This window comes from Mesorhizobium sp. AR02, assembly GCF_024746835.1.
Lineage (GTDB): Bacteria > Pseudomonadota > Alphaproteobacteria > Rhizobiales > Rhizobiaceae > Mesorhizobium.
The window spans coordinates 385,411-409,107 of the sequence record NZ_CP080531.1; the positions used below are offsets into that span (position 1 = coordinate 385,411).

At 62.8% G+C, this 23,697-nt stretch carries 23 protein-coding genes; 9 read left to right on the forward strand and 14 right to left on the reverse strand.

Annotated elements, in window-relative coordinates:
* The first annotated feature begins 357 nt into the window (after positions 1–357).
* The gene (locus DBIPINDM_RS06530) at positions 358–1,800 is read left to right on the forward strand and encodes a caspase family protein (RefSeq protein WP_258584963.1); all 1,443 of its coding nucleotides are present in this window, start codon (positions 358–360) and stop codon (positions 1,798–1,800) included.
* A 245-nt stretch (positions 1,801–2,045) separates the two neighbouring features.
* The gene (locus DBIPINDM_RS06535; protein WP_258584964.1) at positions 2,046–3,143 is read left to right on the forward strand and encodes a glycoside hydrolase family 25 protein; all 1,098 of its coding nucleotides are present in this window, start codon (positions 2,046–2,048) and stop codon (positions 3,141–3,143) included.
* Between the two features lie 5 nt (positions 3,144–3,148).
* Here DBIPINDM_RS06535 and purD read toward each other — a convergent pair whose 3' ends face one another.
* Positions 3,149–4,426 carry a phosphoribosylamine--glycine ligase gene (purD, locus tag DBIPINDM_RS06540; protein ID WP_258584965.1) on the reverse strand — a complete coding sequence of 426 codons (1,278 nt, stop codon included), beginning with the start codon at positions 4,424–4,426 and terminating at the stop codon, positions 3,149–3,151.
* Between the two features lie 281 nt (positions 4,427–4,707).
* Entirely contained in the window at positions 4,708–5,529 is an 822-nt protein-coding gene (locus DBIPINDM_RS06545; protein WP_258584966.1) for a phytanoyl-CoA dioxygenase family protein, read from the reverse strand.
* Between the two features lie 89 nt (positions 5,530–5,618).
* Here DBIPINDM_RS06545 and DBIPINDM_RS06550 point away from each other — a divergent pair, with 89 nt between their 5' ends.
* Both DBIPINDM_RS06550 and ubiA read left to right on the forward strand, forming a co-directional pair.
* Positions 5,619–6,530 carry a LysR family transcriptional regulator gene (locus DBIPINDM_RS06550; RefSeq protein ID WP_258584967.1) on the forward strand — a complete coding sequence of 304 codons (912 nt, stop codon included), beginning with the start codon at positions 5,619–5,621 and terminating at the stop codon, positions 6,528–6,530.
* A 68-nt stretch (positions 6,531–6,598) separates the two neighbouring features.
* The gene (gene ubiA / locus DBIPINDM_RS06555; RefSeq protein WP_258589206.1) at positions 6,599–7,582 is read left to right on the forward strand and encodes a 4-hydroxybenzoate octaprenyltransferase; all 984 of its coding nucleotides are present in this window, start codon (positions 6,599–6,601) and stop codon (positions 7,580–7,582) included.
* A gap of 202 nt (positions 7,583–7,784) precedes the next feature.
* Here ubiA and DBIPINDM_RS06560 read toward each other — a convergent pair whose 3' ends face one another.
* From DBIPINDM_RS06560 to DBIPINDM_RS06570, 3 genes are all read right to left on the reverse strand, one after another.
* On the reverse strand, positions 7,785–8,351 hold the full coding sequence (locus tag DBIPINDM_RS06560; protein ID WP_258584968.1) for a DUF6101 family protein: 567 nt from the start codon (positions 8,349–8,351) through the stop codon (positions 7,785–7,787).
* Between the two features lie 184 nt (positions 8,352–8,535).
* The gene (locus DBIPINDM_RS06565) at positions 8,536–9,966 is read right to left on the reverse strand and encodes an FAD-binding oxidoreductase (RefSeq protein WP_258584969.1); all 1,431 of its coding nucleotides are present in this window, start codon (positions 9,964–9,966) and stop codon (positions 8,536–8,538) included.
* Positions 9,967–9,975: 9 nt separating this feature from the next.
* Positions 9,976–10,950 carry an L-threonylcarbamoyladenylate synthase gene (locus DBIPINDM_RS06570; protein ID WP_258584970.1) on the reverse strand — a complete coding sequence of 325 codons (975 nt, stop codon included), beginning with the start codon at positions 10,948–10,950 and terminating at the stop codon, positions 9,976–9,978.
* A 177-nt stretch (positions 10,951–11,127) separates the two neighbouring features.
* Between DBIPINDM_RS06570 and DBIPINDM_RS06575 the strand changes: the two genes are divergently transcribed.
* A complete protein-coding gene (locus DBIPINDM_RS06575) occupies positions 11,128–11,565 on the forward strand; it encodes a hypothetical protein (RefSeq protein ID WP_258584971.1) in 438 nt (145 codons plus the stop codon).
* Positions 11,566–11,747: 182 nt separating this feature from the next.
* The gene (locus tag DBIPINDM_RS06580; protein WP_258584972.1) at positions 11,748–12,137 is read left to right on the forward strand and encodes a hypothetical protein; all 390 of its coding nucleotides are present in this window, start codon (positions 11,748–11,750) and stop codon (positions 12,135–12,137) included.
* Between the two features lie 80 nt (positions 12,138–12,217).
* Here the strand turns inward: DBIPINDM_RS06580 and DBIPINDM_RS06585 are convergent, their stop codons facing one another.
* From DBIPINDM_RS06585 to DBIPINDM_RS06595, 3 genes are all read right to left on the reverse strand, one after another.
* Positions 12,218–12,559 carry an ATPase gene (locus DBIPINDM_RS06585; RefSeq protein WP_258584973.1) on the reverse strand — a complete coding sequence of 114 codons (342 nt, stop codon included), beginning with the start codon at positions 12,557–12,559 and terminating at the stop codon, positions 12,218–12,220.
* Positions 12,560–12,669: 110 nt separating this feature from the next.
* Positions 12,670–15,066 carry a glycine--tRNA ligase subunit beta gene (gene glyS, locus DBIPINDM_RS06590; protein ID WP_258584974.1) on the reverse strand — a complete coding sequence of 799 codons (2,397 nt, stop codon included), beginning with the start codon at positions 15,064–15,066 and terminating at the stop codon, positions 12,670–12,672.
* Positions 15,067–15,260: 194 nt separating this feature from the next.
* Positions 15,261–15,653, reverse strand: coding sequence for an endonuclease domain-containing protein (locus DBIPINDM_RS06595; RefSeq protein WP_258584975.1), 393 nt, complete (start codon positions 15,651–15,653; stop codon positions 15,261–15,263).
* A gap of 260 nt (positions 15,654–15,913) precedes the next feature.
* Between DBIPINDM_RS06595 and DBIPINDM_RS06600 the strand changes: the two genes are divergently transcribed.
* Positions 15,914–16,090 carry a hypothetical protein gene (locus DBIPINDM_RS06600; protein ID WP_258584976.1) on the forward strand — a complete coding sequence of 59 codons (177 nt, stop codon included), beginning with the start codon at positions 15,914–15,916 and terminating at the stop codon, positions 16,088–16,090.
* Positions 16,091–16,093: 3 nt separating this feature from the next.
* Here the strand turns inward: DBIPINDM_RS06600 and DBIPINDM_RS06605 are convergent, their stop codons facing one another.
* The gene (locus DBIPINDM_RS06605) at positions 16,094–17,014 is read right to left on the reverse strand and encodes a glycine--tRNA ligase subunit alpha (RefSeq protein ID WP_258589207.1); all 921 of its coding nucleotides are present in this window, start codon (positions 17,012–17,014) and stop codon (positions 16,094–16,096) included.
* 231 nt (positions 17,015–17,245) lie between these two features.
* On the opposite strand from DBIPINDM_RS06605, the gene DBIPINDM_RS06610 reads away from it, so the two are divergent.
* Positions 17,246–17,707 carry a GNAT family N-acetyltransferase gene (locus DBIPINDM_RS06610; RefSeq protein ID WP_258584977.1) on the forward strand — a complete coding sequence of 154 codons (462 nt, stop codon included), beginning with the start codon at positions 17,246–17,248 and terminating at the stop codon, positions 17,705–17,707.
* Positions 17,708–17,910: 203 nt separating this feature from the next.
* Here DBIPINDM_RS06610 and DBIPINDM_RS06615 read toward each other — a convergent pair whose 3' ends face one another.
* From DBIPINDM_RS06615 to DBIPINDM_RS06635, 5 genes are all read right to left on the reverse strand, one after another.
* Entirely contained in the window at positions 17,911–19,686 is a 1,776-nt protein-coding gene (locus DBIPINDM_RS06615) for a tetratricopeptide repeat protein (RefSeq protein ID WP_258584978.1), read from the reverse strand.
* A 177-nt stretch (positions 19,687–19,863) separates the two neighbouring features.
* The gene (locus DBIPINDM_RS06620; RefSeq protein WP_258584979.1) at positions 19,864–20,313 is read right to left on the reverse strand and encodes a DUF1284 domain-containing protein; all 450 of its coding nucleotides are present in this window, start codon (positions 20,311–20,313) and stop codon (positions 19,864–19,866) included.
* The gene (locus DBIPINDM_RS06625; RefSeq protein WP_258584980.1) at positions 20,310–20,903 is read right to left on the reverse strand and encodes a biotin transporter BioY; all 594 of its coding nucleotides are present in this window, start codon (positions 20,901–20,903) and stop codon (positions 20,310–20,312) included. The genes DBIPINDM_RS06620 and DBIPINDM_RS06625 overlap by 4 nt, the downstream gene beginning before the upstream one ends.
* A 191-nt stretch (positions 20,904–21,094) precedes the next feature.
* Entirely contained in the window at positions 21,095–21,763 is a 669-nt protein-coding gene (locus tag DBIPINDM_RS06630; protein ID WP_258584981.1) for a GntR family transcriptional regulator, read from the reverse strand.
* Between the two features lie 83 nt (positions 21,764–21,846).
* Positions 21,847–22,452: a TetR/AcrR family transcriptional regulator gene (locus DBIPINDM_RS06635; RefSeq protein ID WP_258584982.1), complete on the reverse strand. Its 606-nt coding sequence runs from the start codon at positions 22,450–22,452 to the stop codon at positions 21,847–21,849.
* Positions 22,453–22,554: 102 nt separating this feature from the next.
* Between DBIPINDM_RS06635 and DBIPINDM_RS06640 the strand changes: the two genes are divergently transcribed.
* Entirely contained in the window at positions 22,555–23,658 is a 1,104-nt protein-coding gene (locus DBIPINDM_RS06640; RefSeq protein ID WP_258584983.1) for an MFS transporter, read from the forward strand.
* Positions 23,659–23,697: the final 39 nt, after the last annotated feature.

A 23,697-nucleotide genomic window follows, 5' to 3' on the forward strand; every position in this document is an offset into this window, starting at 1 on the left:
TCCGTCCGGCTTCAGCGTGCGCGCTCAACATACTGCGACTGCACTATGATGATTATAACAGGTTATACCCTGGGAAGATAGGTTTCGAGCGTCGAATCGGCTTCCGCATGCCGGCGCGGCCGGGGTCCTTGCCAAGCGAGCCTTTTGAAGCACGTGTAAGACGATGGTTCGCGCCGCCCCGCTCGGCCGATCAAACGCGGGTCGCGAGACCCTCGCCCTTTTTTTGAGGCGGTTTGTGGTGTAAAATTCAGTGGTCTTCGGAGATACGGGGTTCCGGCGTCTGAGGGGGGGCGGCGCATCAGCCGGACGGACACTTCGACGGCGCGAACGTTGTCGCAGCTGAAACGAGTCCGTGACATGACCTACAGTTTCTTCCGGCACTTTGCTGCAGTTCTGCTGGTCGTGTTTTTCGGTTCGATGGGTGCCCAAGCCGCGGTAGAGGACGTGCTTGCGTCAAAGCCAAGCAAGCGGCTTGCCATCGTCATTGGCAATTCGCACTACCAAAGCGCCCGCCTTCAACATTTGACCAATGCGGTCAACGACGCCACACAACTCTCCGAAAGTCTGAAAAGGCTGAATTTCGACGTGCTGACGGGGCTCGACCTTTCGTCGGACGGGTTTGCCAAGCTCTTTGACAGGGCCGACAGCAAACTCGCAACCGCCAGCGCTGTGGTGATCTTCTACGCCGGTCACGGCGTTCAGTTGCAGGGAGAGAATTATCTCCTGCCCGTCGATACACCCGATCCCGAAACCCTGGAAAAACTGACCGCGGGCGCGGTCAAGCTAAACGACGTGATCGCAAAGTTTTCCAACCGGGAAAGGCAGACGTTTATTTTTCTTGACGCTTGCCGGAACAACCCGGTCGGCAAAGGCGCCAGCGTCATGGATGGCCTTGCCCAGGTCGAAGTGGGCGAAAACACGTTTGTTGCCTTCGCGACCCAGCCAGGCAACATCACGGCCGATGGCTCGGGAGACAACAGCCCCTTCACCACAGCCCTGTTGAGGAACGTTGAGATTCCCGGGCTCAGCATCTCGGATATGATGATCCGCGTTCGCAACGAGACCGAGGCACTCACCGCAGGTCGTCAGGTTCCATGGGACCAGTCGAACCTTCGTGAGCAGTTCTATTTCACCGAGCAACAAGAGCTCGACCCGGCTCAGTTGAGCGCTAGCCTGTCTCGCATTCTGTCGGACCCGGCCGCCAAGAAAAAACTGCAGGTCGAGCTTGCTTCCAACGACCTACAGACCGCCGTGCTTATCGTAGGACAAACATTGCGATCGGCCGAGATTTCAGTCCCACCCGGCCCTTCACCGGAACCGGCAGGTACGCGGCTTGCCAGCCTTGAAGGAGCCCGGCAAAGCGTGGTTTCCGGTCTTGAAACATTGATCGTCGGCACGTCCGCCGGTGAGCCGGGCCCTGCGAAAGCGACCGATCTCGCACGCAGCATTCAGACGGAATTGCGCCGCTTGGGCTGCTATCGCATGACGGTCGATGGTGATTGGGGCAAGCGCTCGGTCCAAGCTCTCAACAACTATTACAAGAACACCAAGCGGGCTTTGTCGGCGACCGAGCCAACGGTTGAACTTCTGAGCGATCTCTTTTTGCACTCCGGCCGTGTCTGCAAAGATCCGGTCATCGTGAAGGTGAAGCCGGCGAAGGTCGCGTCGGACGCCGCTCCGCTGCGCAAAAAGGGGGCGGCGAGCCGAAAGACCTCCACGCCCTCACGTTCGCCATCGTCGCGTCCCGCCGCCCCCCCTCCCGACATCAGTGGCGGAATTGGGATTGGCGGTGTGTTCTAACCTGGCACAGGGTGCCCCAGCATCGAGAAGCATTCCTTAACCATGACGGTTCAGGATTTGCCTTTGATCAACGGGGATTCCCTGTTTTGAAATTGCCAAGGCGTTTCCACCGCCGTTCAAAGAGCGCTGTGCCAACGCTCGTCAAACCCTTTTTCCTTACGCATGCCGCTTCTCTAAAACCTCTGTACATTTTCTGGCGACACGCACTGACGCCTCTGGCTTTCGCGGCGACTGTGGCGCTGTCGATGGCGGCACAGGCTTCGGATTTCTCCGAACCGTGGAAGAGTGCCGACCGCGCTCTGGCCGTCGACGCCTACGAGTACAATTCCATCGACTGGGCGCAGCTGGCCACCGACAAGCGCATCGTCGCTTTCATCAACAAGGCCTCCGACGGCATGCCGCCGCCCTATTTCTGCTTCGGCAGCGATACGGACGTGAAGCTCTGCAAGGCGTTGTGGAAGCGCCATGCGGTGACACGTGAGCTGTTCCAGACGCGCAGGGTTGTCGCCAAGGCGCTCGGCATGAAATGGGGCGCCTATCATCTCGCCCGCCCCGGCAATCCGGTCGAGCAGGCCAACAATTTCCTCGATTTTGCCGATCCCGCGCCGGACGATCTCATGGCTCTCGACATCGAGGGCATCGATCCCTCGCAATGGATGTCGCTCGACGACGCCGAGGAGTTCGTGCGCCAGGTGCATCGACGCATCGGCCGCTTCCCGGTGCTCTACACCAACGGCAAGACGGCCCAATACATCGCCGACAACCGCTACAAATACCGGCTCCTGTCACGGCTGCCGCTCTGGTACGCGCGCTACAAGCCCGACATCGACGTGCATTTTCCGATGGGCAACTGGCAAGGCTATGCGCTCTGGCAATTCTCGGCGCAGGCCAATTGCGGCCGCTTCCGTTGCCCCTACAGGGTAGCCGGCACACCCAACAATATCGACGTCAACGTCGCGCCGACGGATGCCGCCACGCTGCGCCAGCAATGGCCCTTTGGCGGGCTGATCGACGTGCCATCCGACTATCTTGCCAGCGTGCCGGTGCCGGTCTCGCGGGAAGCAGCACTGGCCGGCAGGGCGACCATCATCTATGCCGATGTGGCAACGCCGCCGACGTTTGAGGAAATGGTCGCGGTGCTCGGTTCGCGCTGGTCGAAATTCAGCGACGGGTTCCGCATGCCGGTCGTGAAGACGGTGCCGCGGCAGCCGAGCTTCGGTATCGCGCAATATGTCGCCTGGAAGCGGACCGAACAGCGTTCCCCGGAGCAGCTCGACGCCGCCTTTGCCGCGGCCGATCCGCTCAGCACCGCTTCGACCGAAATCGATCGCGGCCAGCAGTAGGGCTGCTAGCTCGCCCGCTCGCGCGCCACGGCCTGCCAGCCGATGTCGCGGCGGCAGAATCCGTCGGGCCAGTCGATCCGGTCGAGCGCGGCATAGGCTCGCGCCTGCGCCTCACCGACCGTGGCGCCGGTCGCGGTCACATTGAGGACGCGGCCGCCATTGGCGACCAGCGCGCCGCCGTTGATGGCCGTACCGGCATGGAAGATCTGGACGCCGTCGCCCGCCGCATCCTCGACGCCACGGATGACCGAGCCCTTTTCCGGTGTGCCGGGATAGCCCCTCGCCGCCATCACCACGGTGAGTGCCGCCTCGTTGCGCCAACGCACCGACATATGCGCTAGCTGGCCGTCGGTTGCCGCGTTGAGCAGGACCAGCAGATCATCCTTGAGGCGCATCATCAGCACCTGGCATTCCGGATCGCCGAAACGGGTGTTGTATTCGATCAGCTTTGGCCCCTTGTCCGTGAACATCAGCCCGGCGAACAGAATGCCGGCGAAAGGCGCGCCAAGATCGGCCATGCCGCGCATGGTTGGCTCGATGATTTCGCGCATGGTGCGCTCGATCATTTCCGGCGTCATTACCGGGGCCGGCGAATAGGCGCCCATGCCGCCGGTGTTGGGGCCGACATCGCCATCGCCGACGCGCTTGTGGTCCTGCGCGGTGCCGAAGGGAAGTGCCGTGGTGCCGTCGCAGAGGCAGAAGAAGCTCGCTTCCTCGCCGGTCATGAATTCCTCGACCACCACTTCCGCGCCGGCGGCCCCGAAGGAGCCCTCGAAACAGGCATCGAGAGCTGCCCGCGCCTCGTCCAGCGTCATGGCGACGGTGACGCCTTTGCCGGCGGCGAGCCCATCGGCCTTGATGACGATCGGCGCGCCCGTCTTTTCGACATAGGCTTTCGCCGAGGTCAGATCGCCGAAACGGCCATAGGCGGCGGTTGGGATGTTGTACCGGGCGCAGAGATCCTTGGTGAAACCCTTCGACCCCTCCAGCCGTGCCGCAGCCTTGGAAGGCCCGAAGACGCGAATATTTTCGGCACGCAGATCGTCTGCAATACCGGCGACGAGCGGCCCTTCCGGACCGACCACGACGAGGTCGATTTTCTTCTCCCGGCAGAATGCGGCGACGGCTGGGTGATCCGCAATGTCCAGCTTCACCAGCTCGGCTTCGCTGGCTATGCCCGGATTGCCGGGGGCCGCGTAAAGCTTGGTCAGCAGTGGCGAGGCGGCAATCTTCCAGGCAAGCGCATGTTCGCGGCCGCCGGAGCCTAGAAGAAGAACGTTCATGGCCACCTCTTGATGCCGAAATTCTGCTCTGGCGGCCATCTGATGGCGTTTTCTGCGCTTCCGTTGCTCACGTTCCAAATGTCCGCTGCGCTACGGTTCTCGAAACCACCACCATATGACTCGCCAGAGCGAATTTCGAAACAGTCTCTTGCAGCACCCGCTATTGCTCTCCGGGCGACGGGTCAAGGCATCAGGGTGTTTTGATCGAAATTGCGCACGGGAACGTTATCCCTGCCGAAAATCGGCGGCGGTGTCCGCCGCCGATTTTCTGGCAACTCGATTTAGGCGGGAAAGACCACCGGGAACCAGTCCTCGCGCAATTTCTGGCCCGGCTGCATTCCATGGCCATTATAGGGCGGCGATGTACGGCCCGGCCGCTCGACATAATGGGCATCGTCACCGACCCAGCGCAGCGACAGCGCCCGGCGCCGTGCCGCGGTCGGGTTGCCGCGCGCGCCATGCGCGGTGCGGAAGTCGAACAGGATGGCATCACCCGGCTCCATCTCCCATTCGAGAACCTTCATCGACGGATCGTTGTCGGGATCGGGCACCGGCAGATAGTCGCCGTCGCCGGCGTAAAAATTGCTGTCGTCGAGCCAGCGTACCGGCAGGATCATCTTGTCCCATTTGTGCGAGCCGGCGATCAGGCGCAGCGTCGCCTCCTTCACCGGGTCGATGGGGATCCAGAAGCTGACCGTCTGCTGGCCATCGACGAAATAATAGGGGATGTCCTGATGCCAGGGCGTCGGCTTCTGCGTGCCGGGTTCCTTGACCAGCACGTGATCGTGGAAGAACTGCGCGGTGCGTGACTGCATCACCGCCGCCGCAAGTTCAGCCGCCGGCGATTCACGCACCACTTGGACGAATTCCGGGATGCGCTCCCAGTTGCAGTAGTCGTCGAAGAAACTGCCACGGCCATTGGCAATGTCCGATGCGGTGGCGCTGCGGTTCTGCATGTTGCGCTCGATGCCGGCGGCGATCGTGTCGACCCAGCCCTTGAAGGCGCCGCGGATGCAAACCGCGCCGTCACGCTGGTAGTCGGCGATTGTATCCGCATCGATGATGTCGGTTTTGATTGCACGGGTAGCAGTTTGGGAAGCCATGGCGTTCTCCTCTTGGAATGAACCGACTATCGCAACATCAATTCATTCAGTAAAATAATAACTTCTCATCTGACACATAGAATAAAGCTATGAGCCTGACCCTCACGCAGTTGCGTTATCTGGTCGCTGTCGCCCGCCACGGCAGCGTCACCGGTGCGGCCAGGGCGCTGAACATTTCGCAGCCCTCGATTTCGGTGGCGATCGACTCGATCGAAAAGGATTTCGGCCAGAAGCTGTTCGTGCGCCAGCGCGGGAGCGGCGTTTCGCTGACCTCCTTCGGCCGTGTCGTCGTGGCGAAAGCAAAACAGGTTCTTGCCGAAACGGACGAACTGGTGAGTCTCGGTTCGGGCAATTCGGCTGTCGGCGGCGAGCTGGTGCTTGGGTGTTTCGAGGATCTGGCGCCCTACTTCGCGCCGGGTCTCATCCGCGCTTTCTCCGAACGCCATCCAAGCGTTGCCGTCATCGTTCGCGACGAGACATTCGAGACGCTCGGGCGGCGCCTCAGCGATGCCGCCATCGATCTCGGCCTTAGTTACGATCTCGGCCTGCCCTCGCATTTCGCCCGCATCCTGCTGCATGAGTTGCGGCCGCATGCACTGTTGCCGGCAGGTCATGCACTGGCGGATCGCCCCGAGGTCAGCCTGGCCGACCTGGCCGCCTATCCGCTGATCACGACGGACCAGCCGCAGAGCTGGCAGCACATGCTGGACCTGTTCCGCAGCCGCGACCTCTCGCCGGTGGCCGACAGGGCGACAAGTTCGTTCGAACTCCAGCGCAGCATGGTGGCGAATGGTTTTGGCGTCGCGGTCAGCTACACCCGCCCGCATGGCGACCGCAGCTATGACGGCCTGCCGCTGATCTGCAAGCCATTGTCGGACCCGCTGCCGATGCAACGGATCATCCTCACCTATGACACGCATCAACGCGTGTCGAACGCGGCACTGGCATTCGTCGAGACGGCGAAAGACTGGTTTTCCAAGCGCGACATCTTCACCTCCTGACGAACTGACGGTCGCCCGTCATTCGCTTGCCGCTTGACGGTTTCCGCGGCTGCTGCCACTCCATGGGCATGGAACCGATCCAGTCGAAAGCCGCCCAGGGCCGTGTTGCCGATGCGCCGAACGGCCATTGGGTCTATCGCGTGCTGCCACGCTCGATCTGGCCCTATGCGCAGCTTGCGCGATGGGACAGGCCGATCGGCTGGCAATTGCTTTTGTGGCCGTGCTGGTGGTCGGCCGCACTCGCCGCGAGCGCCTATCCGCGCCCCGGCGATCCGCTGCTCTCGCTGCTGCCGGCGCCATGGTATCTCGTGCTGTTCCTGGTCGGCGCCATCGCCATGCGCGGCGCCGGCTGCACCTACAACGACATCGTCGACGAGGGCATCGACAACCAGGTCGAACGCACCCGCTCGCGCCCACTGCCGTCGGGCCAGACCACGCGCCGGCGGGCCTGGCTGTTCCTTGTGCTGCAGGCCCTGGTCGGCCTGGCGGTGCTCCTGCAGTTCAACAGCTTCGCCATTCTGCTCGGCATCTGCTCGCTGGCGATCGTCGCCATCTACCCGTTCATGAAGCGGATAACCAACTGGCCGCAACTGTTTCTCGGTCTTGCCTTTTCTTGGGGCGCGCTGATGGGATGGGCGGTCGAGTTCGGCGACCTCGATGGCCCTGCCATCATGCTTTATATCGGTTCGATCCTGTGGGTGATCGGTTACGACACGATCTATGCGCATCAGGACAAGGAGGACGACGCCATTGTCGGCGTGCGCTCGACGGCGCGGCTGTTCGGCGACAACACCAAGGCGTGGCTGGCAGGGCTTTATGGCGGCACGCTGATCTGCTTCGCCATCGCCTTCGCATCGGCGCAGGCACCGGTGGTGGCGCTCGCCGGATTGATCGCCGCCGGCGCCCATATGGCCCGGCAGATCGCGGTTCTGGATATCAACGATCCCGACCAATGCCTGCGGCTGTTCCGGTCGAACAACCAGGTCGGCTGGCTGATCTTCCTCGGCCTGATCGGCGGCGCATTGTGGGTGGCGCTGAAGCCGCTGGTCTAGCCACCTTCTCCCCGTCACTATACGGGGAGAAGGTGGCGGCAGCCGGATGAGGGGCAGCGCCGACCTTGGAGGCGAGGCGAGAGGTTCAGCGGCGAACCACCGCACACTCAATTAGTCTTAAGGTGGCCAAACACTTAGGTCGGCGCTGCCCCTCATCGCCCTGCCGGGCACTTCTCCCCGTATAGTGACGGGGAGAAGAAGGCTAGTCTCTTGAAATGATCTCCTGGCCGTCGATGACCAGCCTGAGACCGAGGTTGCCGGCCCTGCGGCGGGCGAGGAAGCGCGGGCGGCGCATGGTCGAGACGCGACCCTTGCGGCGATCCTGCGGCGGCAGTGTCTTGATGGCGGCGCCGAGCGATTCTTCCAGGGTGCGGGCGACGCCGTCCGATTCGATCAACAGCATCGGCAGGCGGTAGGCATCAGCCCAGGCGCGCCAGTCGGCGGCAACGTCTTCGAGATCGTCGGCCACCAGCAGCGGCACCGACAGCATCGGATCATTGTGCAGGAGTTCCAGGGTCACCGTGACATTGCCTTCCGGATCCTCCATCGCGCGGGCGGCAACGCCGCGGAACGCATTGGCGGGCAGTGCGATGATCGCCGGCACGCCGCTCATCTCGAGCAGGCGGCGGATCACGGCGCCGCGGTGGTCGATGGTGAACGTCACGTCGCCATAGTCGTCGCGCGTGGCGTAGCTAACCACCTGCGGCAGGCGGAATGGGTCGAGGCGCATGTTGCGTCCCGCCCAGACTGGCTTCAGTCCAGTGTTCATAGAGTGCCTTCCTGTCTGTCTCCTGAGAGCCGGTGTCCGGTTCTCTCCGGGCCAGTTTTCCCGGCCTCGTTATGGGGAAACAGTAGCGCGGGCTCCTTACCGCCGCGCTTAAGAAAGTCGGTTAAATTTTGCTGATCTCAGGGATGGTTATCGGAATGCCACCGACCACAAGATGTTGAAAGGATCAGATAACCTTACCGGGATTCATGATGCCGGCCGGATCGAAGGCGACTTTCACCCGGCGCATCAGATCGATCGCCATCGGCGGCGCCGTGGCGATCAATTCGTCGCGCTTCAACTGGCCGATGCCGTGCTCGGCCGAGATCGATCCATGGAAGGACCGCACGACATCGTGCACGGCCTTGTTCATGGGGTGGTAAAGGGCGAGAAACGCCTCGTCATCGCCATCGACGGGCCTCGAGATGTTATAGTGGAGATTGCCATCGCCCATATGGCCGAAGCAGACCACGCGGGCGCCGGCACTGACTGACGCCACCGCGCCGGCCGCCTCTTCGATAAAGCGCGGTATCGATGCGATCGGCACCGAAATGTCGTGCTTGATCGAAGCGCCCTCCGGCTTCTGGCATTCGGGTAGCGTCTCGCGGAAATTCCAGAAAGCGTCGCCCTGGGCGAGGCTTGCTGCGACCACCGCATCGCCAACGATGCCTTGCTCGAGACCATCCGCCAGCACCTCCTCGATCAGCGCCCGGCCGTCGGCTTCCGAGCGGCCCGAGGAAACCTGCATCAAGACATACCAGGGCCAGTCATCGGCCAGCGGCCTCACGACACCTTGACCATGTTTGAGCGTGAAATCGTAAGGTCTCTTGCCGATCAGTTCGAAGGCCGTGAGCGAAGCGCCGGCACGATCCGTCGCCAGGCTGAACAGCGATAGTGCCGCCTCGGGCGACGACAGGCCGACAAACGCGACCTCGCGCCCCTTCGGCTTCGGGAACAGTTTGAGCACGGCGGCGGTGATGATGCCGAGCGTGCCTTCGGCGCCGACGAACAGGTTCTTCAAATCGTAGCCGGTGTTGTCCTTCTTCAGCTTGCGCAGATCGTCGAACACCTCGCCCGTCGGCAGCACCACCTCGACGCCGAGGCAGAGTTCGCGCGCATTGCCATAGGCAAGCACGCCCGTGCCGCCGGCGTTGGAGGAGAGGTTGCCGCCGATCTGGCAGGAGCCTTGCGCGGCGAGCGACAGCGGAAACAGCCGGTCGGCGGCATCAGCCGCCTCCTGCAGCGTCTGCAGGATGACGCCGGCCTCGACCGTCACCGTGTTGGACAGGACGTCGATCTCGCGGATGCGGTTCAGCCGCGACAAGGACAGGATGATCTCGCGGCCGGACCCGTCCGGAACCTGGGCGCCGACCAGACCGGTGTTGCCGCTTTGCGGCACGATGGGCGTCCCCGTCTCGGTCGCCAGCCGCATGATCCGGCTGACCTCGTCGACGCTGCCCGGCCGCAGCACCAGCGACGTCACGCCGTGCCAGAGCCCGCGCCGCTCAATGAGGTAAGGCGCGATGTCCTGCTCATCGCGCAGCGCGTATTTGTCCCCGACGATGGCCGCGAAGCGGTCGATGAGGGCGGGATCGAGTGTCTTTGCAGCTTCGGTCATGTGGGAAAACTATGTTGTGGGCTGTGCGTTGTCACGAGGGGCGGCGGCGCGCGAGAGCCGGTCGTTGATGGCTTCGCCGAGCCCGTCGAAGGGAATTTTCTCGACCGCAATGGTGCGCGCGCCACTGCGATCGAGATCCTGCATATAGGCGAAAAGATTGCTTGCCGCTTCGCGCAGATCGCCAGATACCGACAAATTGCGGAAGGCAGCCGCATGGTGCCAGCCTTCAGCCCGCTGGCCGCCGAAGCCGAGCAGCGCTTCGTCCTTGCCAACCGTTCCGGCGTTGAGCCGCATCGCAGCACCCGGCGCATAGTGCGAGGCAAGCATACCCGGCGCCTCGACGCCGGCTGCACCGCCGCGCAACAGAGCCATGCCGATGGCCGCCTCGATCTCCTCGGCGGCAACGCCGCCGGGCCGAAGCAGGCGCAGTCCTTCGCCTTCGGCCTTGACGATGGTCGATTCCAGCCCGACCGGCGTCGCGCCGCCATCGACCACAAGCTTGATGCGGGCGCCGAGATCGTTCGCTACCGCTTGCGCCGTCGTCGCGCTGATCTTGCCGGAGGAATTGGCGCTGGGCGCGGCAAGGGGCCGGCCGAGTTTTGCGATGAGGTCGCCGCCAAAGCCCCTCGGCATGCGCAAGGCGATCGTGTCGAGCCCGGCCGTGACCAGCGGATGGATGCCATTGCCGGACCGCTGCGGCAGCACCAGGGTCAGCGGACCCGGCCAGAAAGCCAATGCCAGTTTCCTCGACAGCGGATCGAACACAGCGATGCGCTCGGCCATGTCCATGTCGGCGACATGGGCGATCAGCGGGTTGAAGCGCGGCCGTCCCTTGGCCTCGAAAATGCGCGCCACGCCGATGCCGTTGGTGGCGTCGCCGGCAAGTCCGTAAACGGTCTCCGTCGGGATGGCGACGACATCGCCGCTTTCGAGCAGCGCCAGCGCCCGCTCCAACGCCTCGCCGACGGCAAGTATCTCAGCCACTCTCGTCACCTCGCAGATAGCGGCTGCGTAGTACGATGGCGGCTGTTGAGCAAGCCGACTGTTCGGCAAGAAAGGGCCTTGGCGATTTATCAATCCCTAAAATGCTATGTTTCCGCGAAAGCCGGCATCAATTCCGGTCCGCTACCACAAGAGCTTGGGCAAAGGGGAGTGGTGATCGTGTCTGTGCGTATCTTGCTGGGGATCACCCTGGCGGCTTTGAGCGGTAGTGCTCAGGCCTCGTCGCTGGTCTTTCCCGGCCCGCCGGCCGCGACGCCCTCCATCCTCATGCTGAAGGCAGCCGACATCAAGGCAAGCGATGTGATGTCCGTCGTTGCGCTTGGCGAGCCCGACGTCGCTTATGAAAAGGTGTCGGCAATCCCCAACGCGCCTGAGGCACGGCACAGTTTCATGCCAGGCCCGATGATCATTCGTGGCGGCGTCGTCGGCGGCGACTTCTCGACACCGACACAAGGCAAGGCACCGGCCGCGACCACCGCCGCGGCGCCCGCCAAGGCGACCGCCTCGGCCGCTCCGACGCCGAACGCACAGAAGAAGCCGACCGCGCCGGCACCTGCATCGACCGCGCCCGTTCCCGGGGTCGGCAAGGTCAAATAGCGGCGCGCAAACTGGCGGACTGGCCGGATCGTTGACAGCTTGACGGCGCCCGGCGCACCATTGTCGCGCGAGCTCGTCCTGGCCTATCTGGCCGCTCAACGCTGCCGCCTGAATTTGGCCAAGCGTTTCAGGCAAAGGGGCGGCTCTGGCAGACGGGTTTCGTCGTTCAAAGGGGGTTGATCATGAGAATATCCAAGACCGTTACCGTGGCCGGGCTTCTGCTGGCGTCGCTGCTGGGCGCCAGTGCGGCGCAAGCCGATGACATGCTGGGGTCCTATGTCGCGCGTATTTCCGAGCGCGATCATCAGGCGAGCGACGGCTATGCGCTGGACAGCGCCGCGCAGATGGTGCGGCAGGATCGCGCCAACTGGCACAAGTTCCATCGCCGCGACAGCGACGACCAGGGCGATGCCTGGTTCACGACCAACGACGCGCGCGCCGATCTGCAGCGCATGCTGGAGCGTCCCGGCGCGATGAGTTCTTCGACCAAGCGCGCCATCGTCAATGGCGAACCGCTGATCCAGGTCGATGTCTACGAGAACAGCGTACGCATCAGCATCCTGGAGAACTGATCAATCGGCATTTGGGAAGACCGAAAAAGGGGCGGCGCTGATGCGCCGCCCTCTCTTCTCGACAGAACCGGATTGAAATTTCAGGCCGCTTCTTCCTTGTCGTCGTCTTCTTCGGACTCGCCGTCTTCGGATTCTTCTTCGCCGTCGTTGCCTTCCGCCTTCACAGCGTCATCGGCGTCGTCTTTGTCCTCATCTTCGTCTTCGTCGCCCGAGAGCGTGGCGGCTTCAGCGTCGTCTTCGTCGGACTCTTCGCCGTCTTCGTCGTCGCCTTCTTCTTCGTCGCCATCCTCGTCGTCAGAGTGATCGGCAGCTTCGACCGTGGCAGCGGCGGCATGATCGAGGGCGGTTTCGGAAGCGGATTCAAGCGCCTCGACAGGAGCCGAGGTTTCTTCAGTCACTTCGATTTCGTGATCGGAATTCATGGAAGCCTCCGTTGGGTTGGGGAACATGTCCCTTTTGCCACGGAGAGATCATCGTCATATGACTGTAAGCCGGCTCGAACGGCCGGCTCGCAGATATTTTTCTCAGGCGCTCAGCCGGCGATTTTCGAGAAATCCGCGACCTGACCTGTGGCTGCGCGGATGCGCGTGAGAAGCGCCAGACGGTTGGCCCGCACCGCCAGGTCTTCATCATTCACGAGAACAGCTTCAAAGAATGAATCAACGGGTTCGCGCAACGCGCTAAGCGCCAGCATGGCGGCGGAAAAGTCTTCGTTTTGAATCGCTTCGCCGGCTTGCTTCTCGGCCTGATTCACCGCGGCAAACAGCGATTTCTCGGCATTCTCCTTGAACAATGCCGGCTCAACGGTTTCGGCGACCGCTGTTTTCTTCTTCTCTTCGGCAGCCAGGATGTTGGCCGCGCGCTTGGTGCCGGCGAGCAGGTTCTTGCCGTCCTCAGTATCGAGGAAGGAGCCGAGCGCTTCCACGCGACGGACGATCTGCAGGAGATTGTCGGACTGCGGCGTGATGACGGCATCGATGAGATCGTGGCGGGCGCCTCGATCGCGGAGGTAGACTTTCAGGCGGTCGTGGAAGAACGACCGTAAATCATCAAACAAAGACATGTTGGCCTGGTATTCGACGGCCGTGTATCTGCTGACATATGCATCGGCGATCTTGAGGGCATCTGCTTCTTCGAGAGGGGAAATCCGGTTGGCTTTCTCTGCAGCCTCTAAGAGCGTGTAGAGATGCAGGTATTCGTCTTTCCCCAAATGCGTCAAGATTTCGGTTTCGGCCAAATGTTCCGCAGCAGCCTCACGGGAAGACAACACGCCGGCAACAATTCGCCCACGTATCGCGTCAGCTTCTTTTGATATTTCGAAGTCGCGCTGTGCGTAGAAGACGCCGGTAAGCTCAACGTTCAGAGAATTCTCGACCACAATCCTGATCGCCCCTAGCGCAGCCCTCCGCAGCGCATACGGATCCTTCGACCCCGTCGGCTTTTCGTCGATAGCCCAGAAGCCGACCAGCGTATCGAGCTTATCGGCAAGGGCGACCGCGACCGACACAGGATCGCTCGGCACATAGTCGGACGGGCCTTGCGGCTTGTAATGTTCCTCGATGGCTGCGGCCACGGACAGGTGCTCGCCCTGGAGCAACGCATATTTGCGGCCCATGGCGCCCTGTAATTCCGGGAACTCGCCGACGACTTCAGTGGTGAGATCGGCCTTGGCGAGAACCGCGGCGCGACGCGCCAGCGCGGGATCCGCACCGACGATCGGGGCCAGTTCCTCGGCAAGCCGGGCAATCCGCTCCACCCGCTGGCCCTGCGTGCCGAGCTTGGCATGGAAGGTGACGTCGAGATGGTCGAGCCGGGCCATGCGCTGGTCGAGCGGCTTTTTCAGATCGAGCCCGAACTTTTCAGCCGATGCCTCGAGTTGGCCGAGATCCGGCAGATCGCCCTGGTCGGTCGTCCAGAAATAGAGCGCGTCGGACAGGCGGGCGCGCACCACCTTGCCGTTGCCGTGGGCAATCTCCTTGCCGCCGTCCTTGGCTTCGATGTTGGCGGTAAGGATGAAGCGGTTGGACAGCGCCTCGCCCTCGCCTTGCGGGCGCGTGACAAAGCACTTCTGGTTGGCGCGGATGGTCAGCCGGATCACCTCGGCCGGAATGGCGAGGAACGCCTGCTCGAACTCGCCCATCAGCACGACAGGCCATTCGAGCAGCCCGGACACCTCTTCCAGCAAGCCTTCGTCCTCGACCATGTCGAGCCCGTTGGCGAAAGCAAGATTGCGGGCGTCGGCGAGGATGATCTCCTTGCGCCGGTCGGCGTCGAGCACGACCTTTGCCGCTTCCAGCTTGCTCACATAGTCGTCGAAGCGACGCACGGTGATTTCGCCCGGCGCGAGAAAGCGGTGGCCATAGGTGATGTTGCCGGAGCGGATGCCGTCGATCTCGAAATCGACCACGACAGGCTCCTCGGTCTCTGGGCCGAAAGTGCACAGGATCGATTGTAGCGGCCGCACCCAGCGCAGCGAGCCGGGCTTGGCCGAAGCCGGCCCCCAGCGCATCGACTTCGGCCAGGGGAAATTGCGGATGATATCAGGCACCAGTCCGGCGATGATCGCTTCGGCCGCCCTGCCAGGCTTCGAAATGTGGGCGACATAGAAGTCGCCCTTCTTCGGGTCGGAATGGACGTGCGCCTCGGCGACCGAAGACAGGCCGGCCTTGCGCAGGAACCCCTGGACCGCCTGTTCAGGCGCTGATGTCGACGGCCCCTTGATCTCTTCACTTATATCCTTCGAACGCGCGGTCAGCCCCCTGATATCGAGCGTCAGACGCCGCGGCGTCCAGTACTCGCGCGCCGCCTCATAGGTCAGACCCGCCTCGACCAGACCGTCGGTCAGCATCTTCCTCAGATCACCCGCCGCCTTGCGCTGCATGCGAGCGGGGATTTCCTCGGAGCGAAGTTCGAGCAACAAATCCGGCATCAGAGTGTCTCCGCCCGCATGCCATTTTCCTGTTTGCGCGTCCTCGCGCCGCCGGCGCTGCGGTCGCGCGGCTGGGCGGGAATCTCTTCCGAGCGGAGTTCTAGAAGCAGGTCAGGCATAGTTAGCTCCTCACCCTCCCCTTGATGGGGAGGGTCGGCGCGTTAGCGCCGGGGTGGGGTGGCGGCGTCTCAGTCTCAAGCGCCTTCGGCGTCTTGCGGGCCAAGGTGGGATTTTCGTTCTTCCACCGCCGCATAAATCGTATCGAGCACGGAATCCAGTTCGTTTTTGATTTCATAGTTCCAGAAGCGGATGACGCGATAACCCTGGCTCTCAAACCATTCTGTTCGACGCTCGTCATGGCGCTGCTGGTCATCGAAGCTGTGATGGGCACCGTCCACCTCGATGATCAGCTTCAGCCTATGTGAGATGAAATCAGGGAAGTAGATACCGACCGACGCTTGCCTGCGGAGATGAGTGCCTTCGACTGGAATGCGCCACAGATGCCGCCACAAGATGCGCTCCTCGTCGGTCATTGCCGCACGAAGCCGTTGCGCGGACTGCAGCTTAAACCGGTCGAGTTTTGGCATGGAAAGCCGCGCTAGCACCCCCACCCGCCGCTTCGCGGCGACCTCCCCCATCCAGGGGGAGGTAAAGAGGGCATAGCAACTCGGCTGGCCGCTGTCACCCTTTCAACACGGCTATCGCCGACTTCGGCTGATTTCCAGAAATTTTGGCCGCCCTGTCGGGACGAGGCGATCCAGCCCGTCCTTGGATCAAAGATTTCCATGAACCGAACGCAGCGCTGAAGCGACACACGCTCAGGCAGGAACCTATTGGCTGAACGACGATGAAAACGGCATCCAGACTTTTGCAGATCCTCGCGCTCAGCGCCTGCTTCACCGCGCAGGTCCACGGCGCCTTCTCGATGCCAGGCGTGCGGCAGGCGCTGCGGACGATGGCGGGGCAGAGCGGCCAGATCCTGTCGCCGATCAACGCTTCTCTTGAGATGATAAGGTCCGCCTGAAGCTCAGGCCGCCAATCCACCCGCCTGCGTCTTCAAAAACGCCTCGCCGCAGGCCTTCGCCAGATTGCGCACCCGCAGGATGTAGCCCTGCCGCTCGGTGACGGAAATCACGCCACGCGCGTCGAGCAGGTTGAAGACATGGCTGGCCTTGATGCACTGGTCGTAGGCCGGGAAGACCATCTTGTGCATCGGCAGATTGTCGTTCGACGCCGGCGCACCGGCATCGAGCAGCGCCTTGCACTCGGCTTCGGCATCCTCGAAATGCCTGAGCAGCATCGCCGTGTTGGCATATTCGAAATTGTGGCGCGAATATTCCTGCTCGGCCTGCAGGAAGACGTCGCCATAGGTCACCTTGTCGGCGCCCTCGCGGCCGTTGAAATTGAGGTCGTAGATGTTGTCGACGCCCTGCACATACATGGCCAGCCGCTCCAGCCCGTAGGTCAGTTCGCCCGCCACCGGCGCGCATTCGATGCCGCAGACCTGCTGGAAATAGGTGAATTGCGAGACTTCCATGCCGTCGCACCAGCACTCCCAGCCCAGCCCCCAGGCGCCCAGCGTCGGGCTTTCCCAATCGTCCTCGACAAAGCGGATGTCGTGCAGCAGCGGATCGACGCCGATTGCCGCCAGCGAGCCGAGATAAAGCTCCTGCAGGTTCGGCGGGTTCGGCTTCAGGATCACCTGGTACTGGTAATAGTGCTGCAGCCGGTTCGGGTTCTCGCCGTAGCGGCCGTCCTTGGGACGGCGCGAGGGCTGGACATAGGCTGCGTTCCAGCGACGCGGCCCGAGCGCGCGCAGCGTGGTTGCCGGATGAAACGTGCCGGCGCCGACCTCCATGTCGTAGGGCTGGAGAATGACGCAACCATAGGCCGCCCAGTAATTGTGCAAGGTCAGGATCAACCCCTGGAACGAGCGGCTGGGATGCATATGGGCTGATATTTCAATCGTCACGATGGCCTCGACAGCAAAGGCTAGCTTGCCGGCACGTCCTAGAGACACGACGGCGAAGCGTCAAGCAAGGCGCACCGGATGCGGATCACCGTGAGCTTATCGGGCGATGTTGAAAGCTTTGCGACTGGCTGGCCCATTGTCGACCTTGGCAGCCTGCGGTCTGTTCGATCCCTGTACAGCGACAGCAATGACAGCAGGTTTTCAGCCATGCCCAGTTCCATCATCGTCCGCCCGGTCACGCGACAGGATTTCGACCGATGGCTTCCACTGTGGGACGGCTACAACGCATTTTATGGCCGGTCGGGCGAGACGGCACTGGCTGGCGAGATCACAGCGATGACATGGTCGCGCTTCTTCGACGCCTATGAGCCGGTGCATGCGCTGGTGGCCGAAAGCGGCGGACAGCTTCTCGGCCTCGTGCACTATCTCTTTCACCGCAGCACGACGGCGATCGCGCCGAACTGCTATTTGCAAGACCTTTTCACCACGGAGGCTTCGCGTGGAAAAGGCATCGGCCGGGCGCTGATCGAAGGCGTCTATGAGCGCGCCCAGGCCGCCGGCTCGGGCCGGGTGTACTGGCTGACGCACGAGACCAATCAGACCGCGATGAAGCTCTATGACAAGGTCGGCGAACGCTCCGGGTTTGTCGTCTACCGGAAGCTTTTCTAGGGTCTGCTGATATTCAGGTGATGCCGGCCTGCAAATGGTGGTTTCCTGTGCTTCCGGTACTCACGGACCTAAATGTCCGCTCCGTTCCGGTTCTCGGAACCCATCATTTTCGGCTCGGCCTGACCTGAATCTCGACAGACCCAGGCCGGAAATGAAAAACGGGGCTCCGAAAGAGCCCCGTTCGCATTCCAAAAAAGCCAATTTCACCCCTTCGGGGCAGGCACCGGCTCGGGCTTGACCTTGGGGGTTTCCTGCGCCGTGTTGGACTCGATCGGCGGCAGGCCCTTCATCAGCTTCTGCTGCAAGGTGGCCAGCACATCGGGATCGGGCTTCAGGTCGCGCGCTTGGTTCCACTGGAAGGTGGCTTCCAGCTTGCGGCCGACGCGCCAGTAGGCGTCGCCGAGATGGTCGTTGAGAACCGGATCTTCCGGCTTCAGCGATACGGCGCGTTCCATTTCGCGCACCGCGTCGTCGAACCTGCCGAGCCGGAAATAGGCCCAACCCAGCGAATCGACGATGTAACCGTCGCTCGGCCTGAGGTCGACGGCCTTCTGGATCATCGCCAGGCCTTCCTTGAGGTTGGTGTTCATGTCGACCCAGGAATAGCCGAGATAGTTCAGCACCTGCGGCTGGTCCGGCTGCAGTTCCAGCGCCCTGCGGAAATTCGGCTCGGCGTTCGGCCATTCCTTCAGGCGCTCATAGGCGATGCCGCGCTGATAGAAGATGTTCCAGTTGGCCGCGGTCGGGGTCTTCAGCACCTCGACGGCCTTGTCGTAGAGATTGGCGGCCGAACGGAAATCATCCTTCGACGAATAGACCCCGCCAAGCGCCAGATAGCCGCGCATGTCGTTGGGATGGGCGTCGACGAAGGCCTTCAGATGGGTGATCGCCTCGTCATGGCGGTCGAGATCGGCAAGGTTGAGGCCAAGCTGCAGGTCCGAAAGCTCCTTCAGCGGCGAAGAATCAGGGATGCGCCGATAGAGCGCAATGGCGCCCTCGCCGTCCTTCAGCTGCTCGGCGACGGCGGCGAGCTGCACGAGGGCCGCGTCGCTGTCAGGCCGCAGGGCGAGCGCATATTGCAGGTAAAGGCGGACGAACGGTTCGCCGCCGCCACGGTTGAGCGCGGTGGCGAGATCGAGCAGGATTTCGGAAGCGCCGTCCGACGGACCGGAGACGAAGGGCGCGATCTTGTCGCCCTTGGCGATCCTGTCGCGCAAGGCGACGATTTCGAGCTTGCCCGGCGAAAACGCCTCGGCCTGGTCGAGCACCGATATCGCCTTGGCCTTGTCGCCCTTGCGGGCCAGGAACGAGGCATAGGCCTGGGCATTGCGCATCCAGGTCTCGGGCGCGGCACCGCCAGCGGTGGTGTCCTGCAGCGTTGCGGCGTAGATCGCCTCGGCCTTTTCGGGCATGTTGGAGGCGTCAGCGATCAGCGCGCGGTGGAAGGATTTGAACAGGCCGAACCAGTCCGGCCCCTGCAGCTTGTCGATCGACGCCATTGCATCGCTGGCCTGGCCGGCACCCTGTTCGGCCCAGCCGGACATGACGCCGGAGATCAGCCGGTCGAGATCGGATTCCAGCGACAGCTTGAGCCAGTACTGCGCCTTGGTGAAATCCTTCTTGTGGAAGGAATCGACCGCCAGCGCCAGGCGCGAGAAGCGCTCGACGTCAGGCACTTCCTTGAGCTTGTCGGCATAGACCAGGGATTCGTCGAAGCGGCCCTGCGCGATCAGCGACAGCATCAGGCTCTGCTGCAGCCCGGTGTCGCTCGGATCGAAGGCCAGGGCCTGCTTGTAGTAGGCGATGGCGCTGTCGAGGTCGTTGTCGCCTTCGGCGATCCGGGCGGCCAGATAGGCGCCCGAGAACGACGAGATCTTGACCGGTTCGGTGGATTGCTTGGCATAGGCCGGCAGAGCCGAGATCGCTATGCCCGTCACAATTGCCAGCCTTGTCAGCCAGCGCGCACGTCCTTGCTGCATCGTATCCCTTTCAGCCAGGCGCCATCTCCGCATCAGCGGGATCGACGTAGACTCGATCTTTCCGGGCAAAGCATGGCCTTTTTGGGGTCGCGCTTCAATCCGCCTGAAATTCACAATCGGGTCAGCCGATTAACAAACCATGGCTGGAGGAGACATTCGATCACGCAAAAGCCCACGTCAAGGTCTGCGCTCTTCCAGCGTGACGGATCGCTGCACCTTCGTATCGGGAAAGCCACCAGCCGCTATCGCGCTGCACAGCTCGTTCCATTCGCAGCCGTCGCACGCCTTGCGCACGCCACCAACAGAAAACGCCTGTCGCATCCGAGCCAGGATTGCCGCGTCGAGATCGAGGCGGACGCCGGCCTGGATTGGCAAGGCCAGCAGATCCCCGACATCGCGTGCGGCAAGCCGATCCCGTTCGATGACGCTCTCGTTGAGACAATGCGGTTCCGGCTCATCAACCAAAGGCGCGCAGATGTCGTCCGGACCGGAAACGAGGAGGATGTCCTCGCCCCGGCTCAGGCGCTCCGCGATCCCGTCATAATTGGCGGTGAAGGCGGGGCTGTATCCCTTGCCCACATAGGTGAGCAGGCAAAGGAGGTGATGGGTGCGCAGCCTGATCGTCACGGATTGGCCGGCTTCGCCTTGCCGCCGCGAAGCGCCATGAGTGTCGCGGCACCAAGTGCCGACTTCAGCAAACCGCCGACGATGAACGGCAGGAAGCCGAAGGTAATGGCCTTCTCAGTGCCAATCATGACAGCAAGCCATGCCGTGCCGAGCACCAGGCAGGCAAGATTGCCGAGCAGCATGGCGGCGAAGGCAAGCAGCACCCTGTTGCCGTTCCAGCCGCGCTCGGCCAGCCAGCCGACCAGCGCGCCGGTGACCGGGAAGGCGAAGAGGTAGCCGCCGGTCGGTCCGACGAAATGCGCTACGCCGGCAGCGCCGCCAGCCAGCACCGGAAAGCCGGCAGCACCTTCGACAAGCCAGGCCGCGATGGTGACCGCGCCAAGCCGCCAGCCATAGAGCGCGCCAATGAGCGTTACGGCGAAGGTCTGCATGGTCACGGGAACCGGCACCATCGGCACTTCGATGTAGGACGACAGCGCCAGGAACAGCGTGCCGAGCACGACGGCGCCGACCTGCCAGGCGAGGGAGCGATCCTGCAGCCGGAGCGGGCTGAAGGACGGCTTGCTGGACGTGAATGCGATGTCTGTCATGAGGATTCCTTCGACCGGTTTGAAATTATAGATAATTTCTGTTTTCGATCTATTATCGAATCCACATTTTCGCTGGGATAGCAAGCCTTCCCACGACAAAGACCGTCTGACCTGCGTCGCGACGCGCTTCAGATCATTGCTTTATGCATGTCGCGTTCCCAAAATCGGGGGCCACTTTTGGGCGACATGCATCAACCCACGATCGCGAAGGCTTCACGCGTCGCGCCGGAGGCCGTCCGGACCGGCTTGCGGCCGATCCACTGGACATGCCGCCCCAGTGTCGCGGCGGCCGATTCGGTGTTTCCTTGCCGCAAGGCGGTCAGGATCGCCCGGTGGTCCTGATCGGTGCGCGTCTCCCACTCCGAGCGCCATGCCGCGAACAGGAAGCGGGCGCTGGCGGCATGCAGATCGTCGATGGTGGCAAGCAGGCGCGGCATGCCGCATGGTGCCAGGATCAGCCGGTGAAAAGCGCGGTTGGCTTCTTCCCAGGACCTGACGTCGCGGGATTTGTCCCCGGCCTTGGTAGCTTCCTCGGCGAGATCGAGAATGGCTGAAGTCAGATGCGGCGCGGCATGGCGCAGCGCCAGCACTTCGAGGGCTGCCCGCATTTCGGCGACTTCCTTGACCTCGCCGAGATTGAAGGCCGCGACGCGCACGCCACGGCGCGGCTCGCTGACGGCCAGGCCTTGCGCCTCCAGGCGGCGGAAGGCCTCGCGCACCGGAACATGGCTGGTGTGGAACTCCTCAGCGACATGATCCTGCCGCAGCCGCGCCCCAGGTTCGATCGCGCCGGAGATGATGCGGTCCGCCAGCACCTTGCTGATGCGCACCGCGATGGTGTCGTCCGTGCCCTTTGCCATGTTTTATAGATAATTTGCGATGAGGCAGCTTGTCGAGACGGCAAGATCAGCTTCCACAACTGCCTGGCGAACGATGCCGGCATTCAGGGGCGTCCTGCCAGCCTTGCGTCCAGCGCCTGCATGGCGACAGTGACGAGATCGTGCAGGCGCTTGTTTGGTACGCCGTCACGCGCCTGTACCGAAAGTCCGTGCATGAGCGTGGCGTAGTAGTCGCCCAGTGCCTCCGCATCCGTACCCGGTTTCAGTTCGCCGTCCCGAACGGCCTCGTTCAGCCGCTCGACGATCGATACCGTGCGCGCCCGGCGGTGTTCCGCCAGCCACTCCTGCACACGGTCATTCTCGACGGCGCAGTTGGTGGCTGCCGATACCACCATGCAGCCCTGCGGCCGCCCTGGCTTCGTATAGGTTTCGACGGCCTCGCGCAGCATTCGCTCGATGGCGCTCCGGGCGATCGGCTCTTCAGCCAAGGCTCGCGTGGCAAAACCGCCTTCATTGGCCTCATAGAGCCCGACCGCTTCCCGAAACAGATCTTCCTTCGAACCAAAGGCCGCATAGATGCGCGCGGAGGCGATGCCGAGCACCGAGACGAGATCGGCCATCGAGGTGCCTTCGTAACCGCGCATCCAAAAGGCATCCTGCGCCTTCTCCAGCGCCTGATCGCGATCGAACTCCCTCGGTCTGCCCGCCATCGCGAACTCCATTTTTTATCGATCAACAAATAATCCGCTTGACTCCGGATTGCAAATTCCAATTCTTTGTCAATCGATAAAGAATCACAGATGGAGACTGACATGAGTTCACTGGATCAAGGCGCACCGCTGGATGTCGCGCCAACTCAAGCAGGGGCTGGCAGCAGGCGCGGCGCCACGCTGGCGCTGCTGGCCTTCGCCCAGCTCATCATCGCGCTCGACCTCAACATCGTCTTCGTGGCGCTGCCGGAAATCGGCTCGGGCCTCGGCTTTTCCGGCCAGACATTGCAATGGGTGGTGAGCGCCTACACGGTCTTCACCGGCGGCTTCCTGCTGTTTGGCGGCCGTGCCGCCGACCTTGTCGGCCAGCGCCGCGTCTTCATCTTTGCACTCTGGCTTTATGCGCTTTCGCTGCTCGGTGGCCTCGCCTGGTCGCCCGGAGTCATCATCGCAGCGCGTGCCGTGCAAGGCATTGGTGCTGCCTTCCTGTTTCCGGCGACACTGTCGCTGATCAATCGCCTGTTCGCCGAGGGACCGGAGCGCAATCGCGCGCTTGCGGTCTGGGGCGGCGCCGGGGCAAGCGGCTTGACCCTCGGCTCCCTGGCGGGAGGGTTTTTGACCAGCGCCTTCGGCTGGCCGGCCGTCTTCTATGTCAATGTGGCGCTGGCCGGGATCGCCATCGCCGCCGCCTTTGCCATCATCCCGCGTGATCCGAAACGGCACACGCGTCGCAATTTCGACCTGCCCGGCGCGCTCACCGTCACCGCGGGCGCCACGCTGCTGGTCTTCACGCTGGTTCAGGGACCGGACTATGGCTGGACGTCACCGACAATCCTCGCCAGCGCCCTGCTTGCAGCGTTCTTCCTGATTGTCTTCACCGTAATCGAGGCAAGGAGCGCCGACCCGCTGATGCCGCTGCGCCTGTTCCGCAACCGCAGCCTGGTCGCCGGCATGACGATCACCTTCCTCTACACGGGGACATTCGGGGCCCTGCCCTATTTCCTAACCGTGCTGCTGCAGACCGTGCATGGTTTCACCGCGCTGGAGACCGGCCTCGCCTTCCTGGTGCCGTCGATCGCCATCGCTACCGGCACGCAGCTAGGCGAACGCCTGGCGACACGCTTTTCGACACGCTCGACCCTGGTTGGCGGCATGATGATCGGAGCGGCTGGCACAGGCTTGATGGTCCTTGGCGCTTCGGCCTAGGGCAGCTACGCCGCCATCGTTCCCGGCCTGATCATCTCC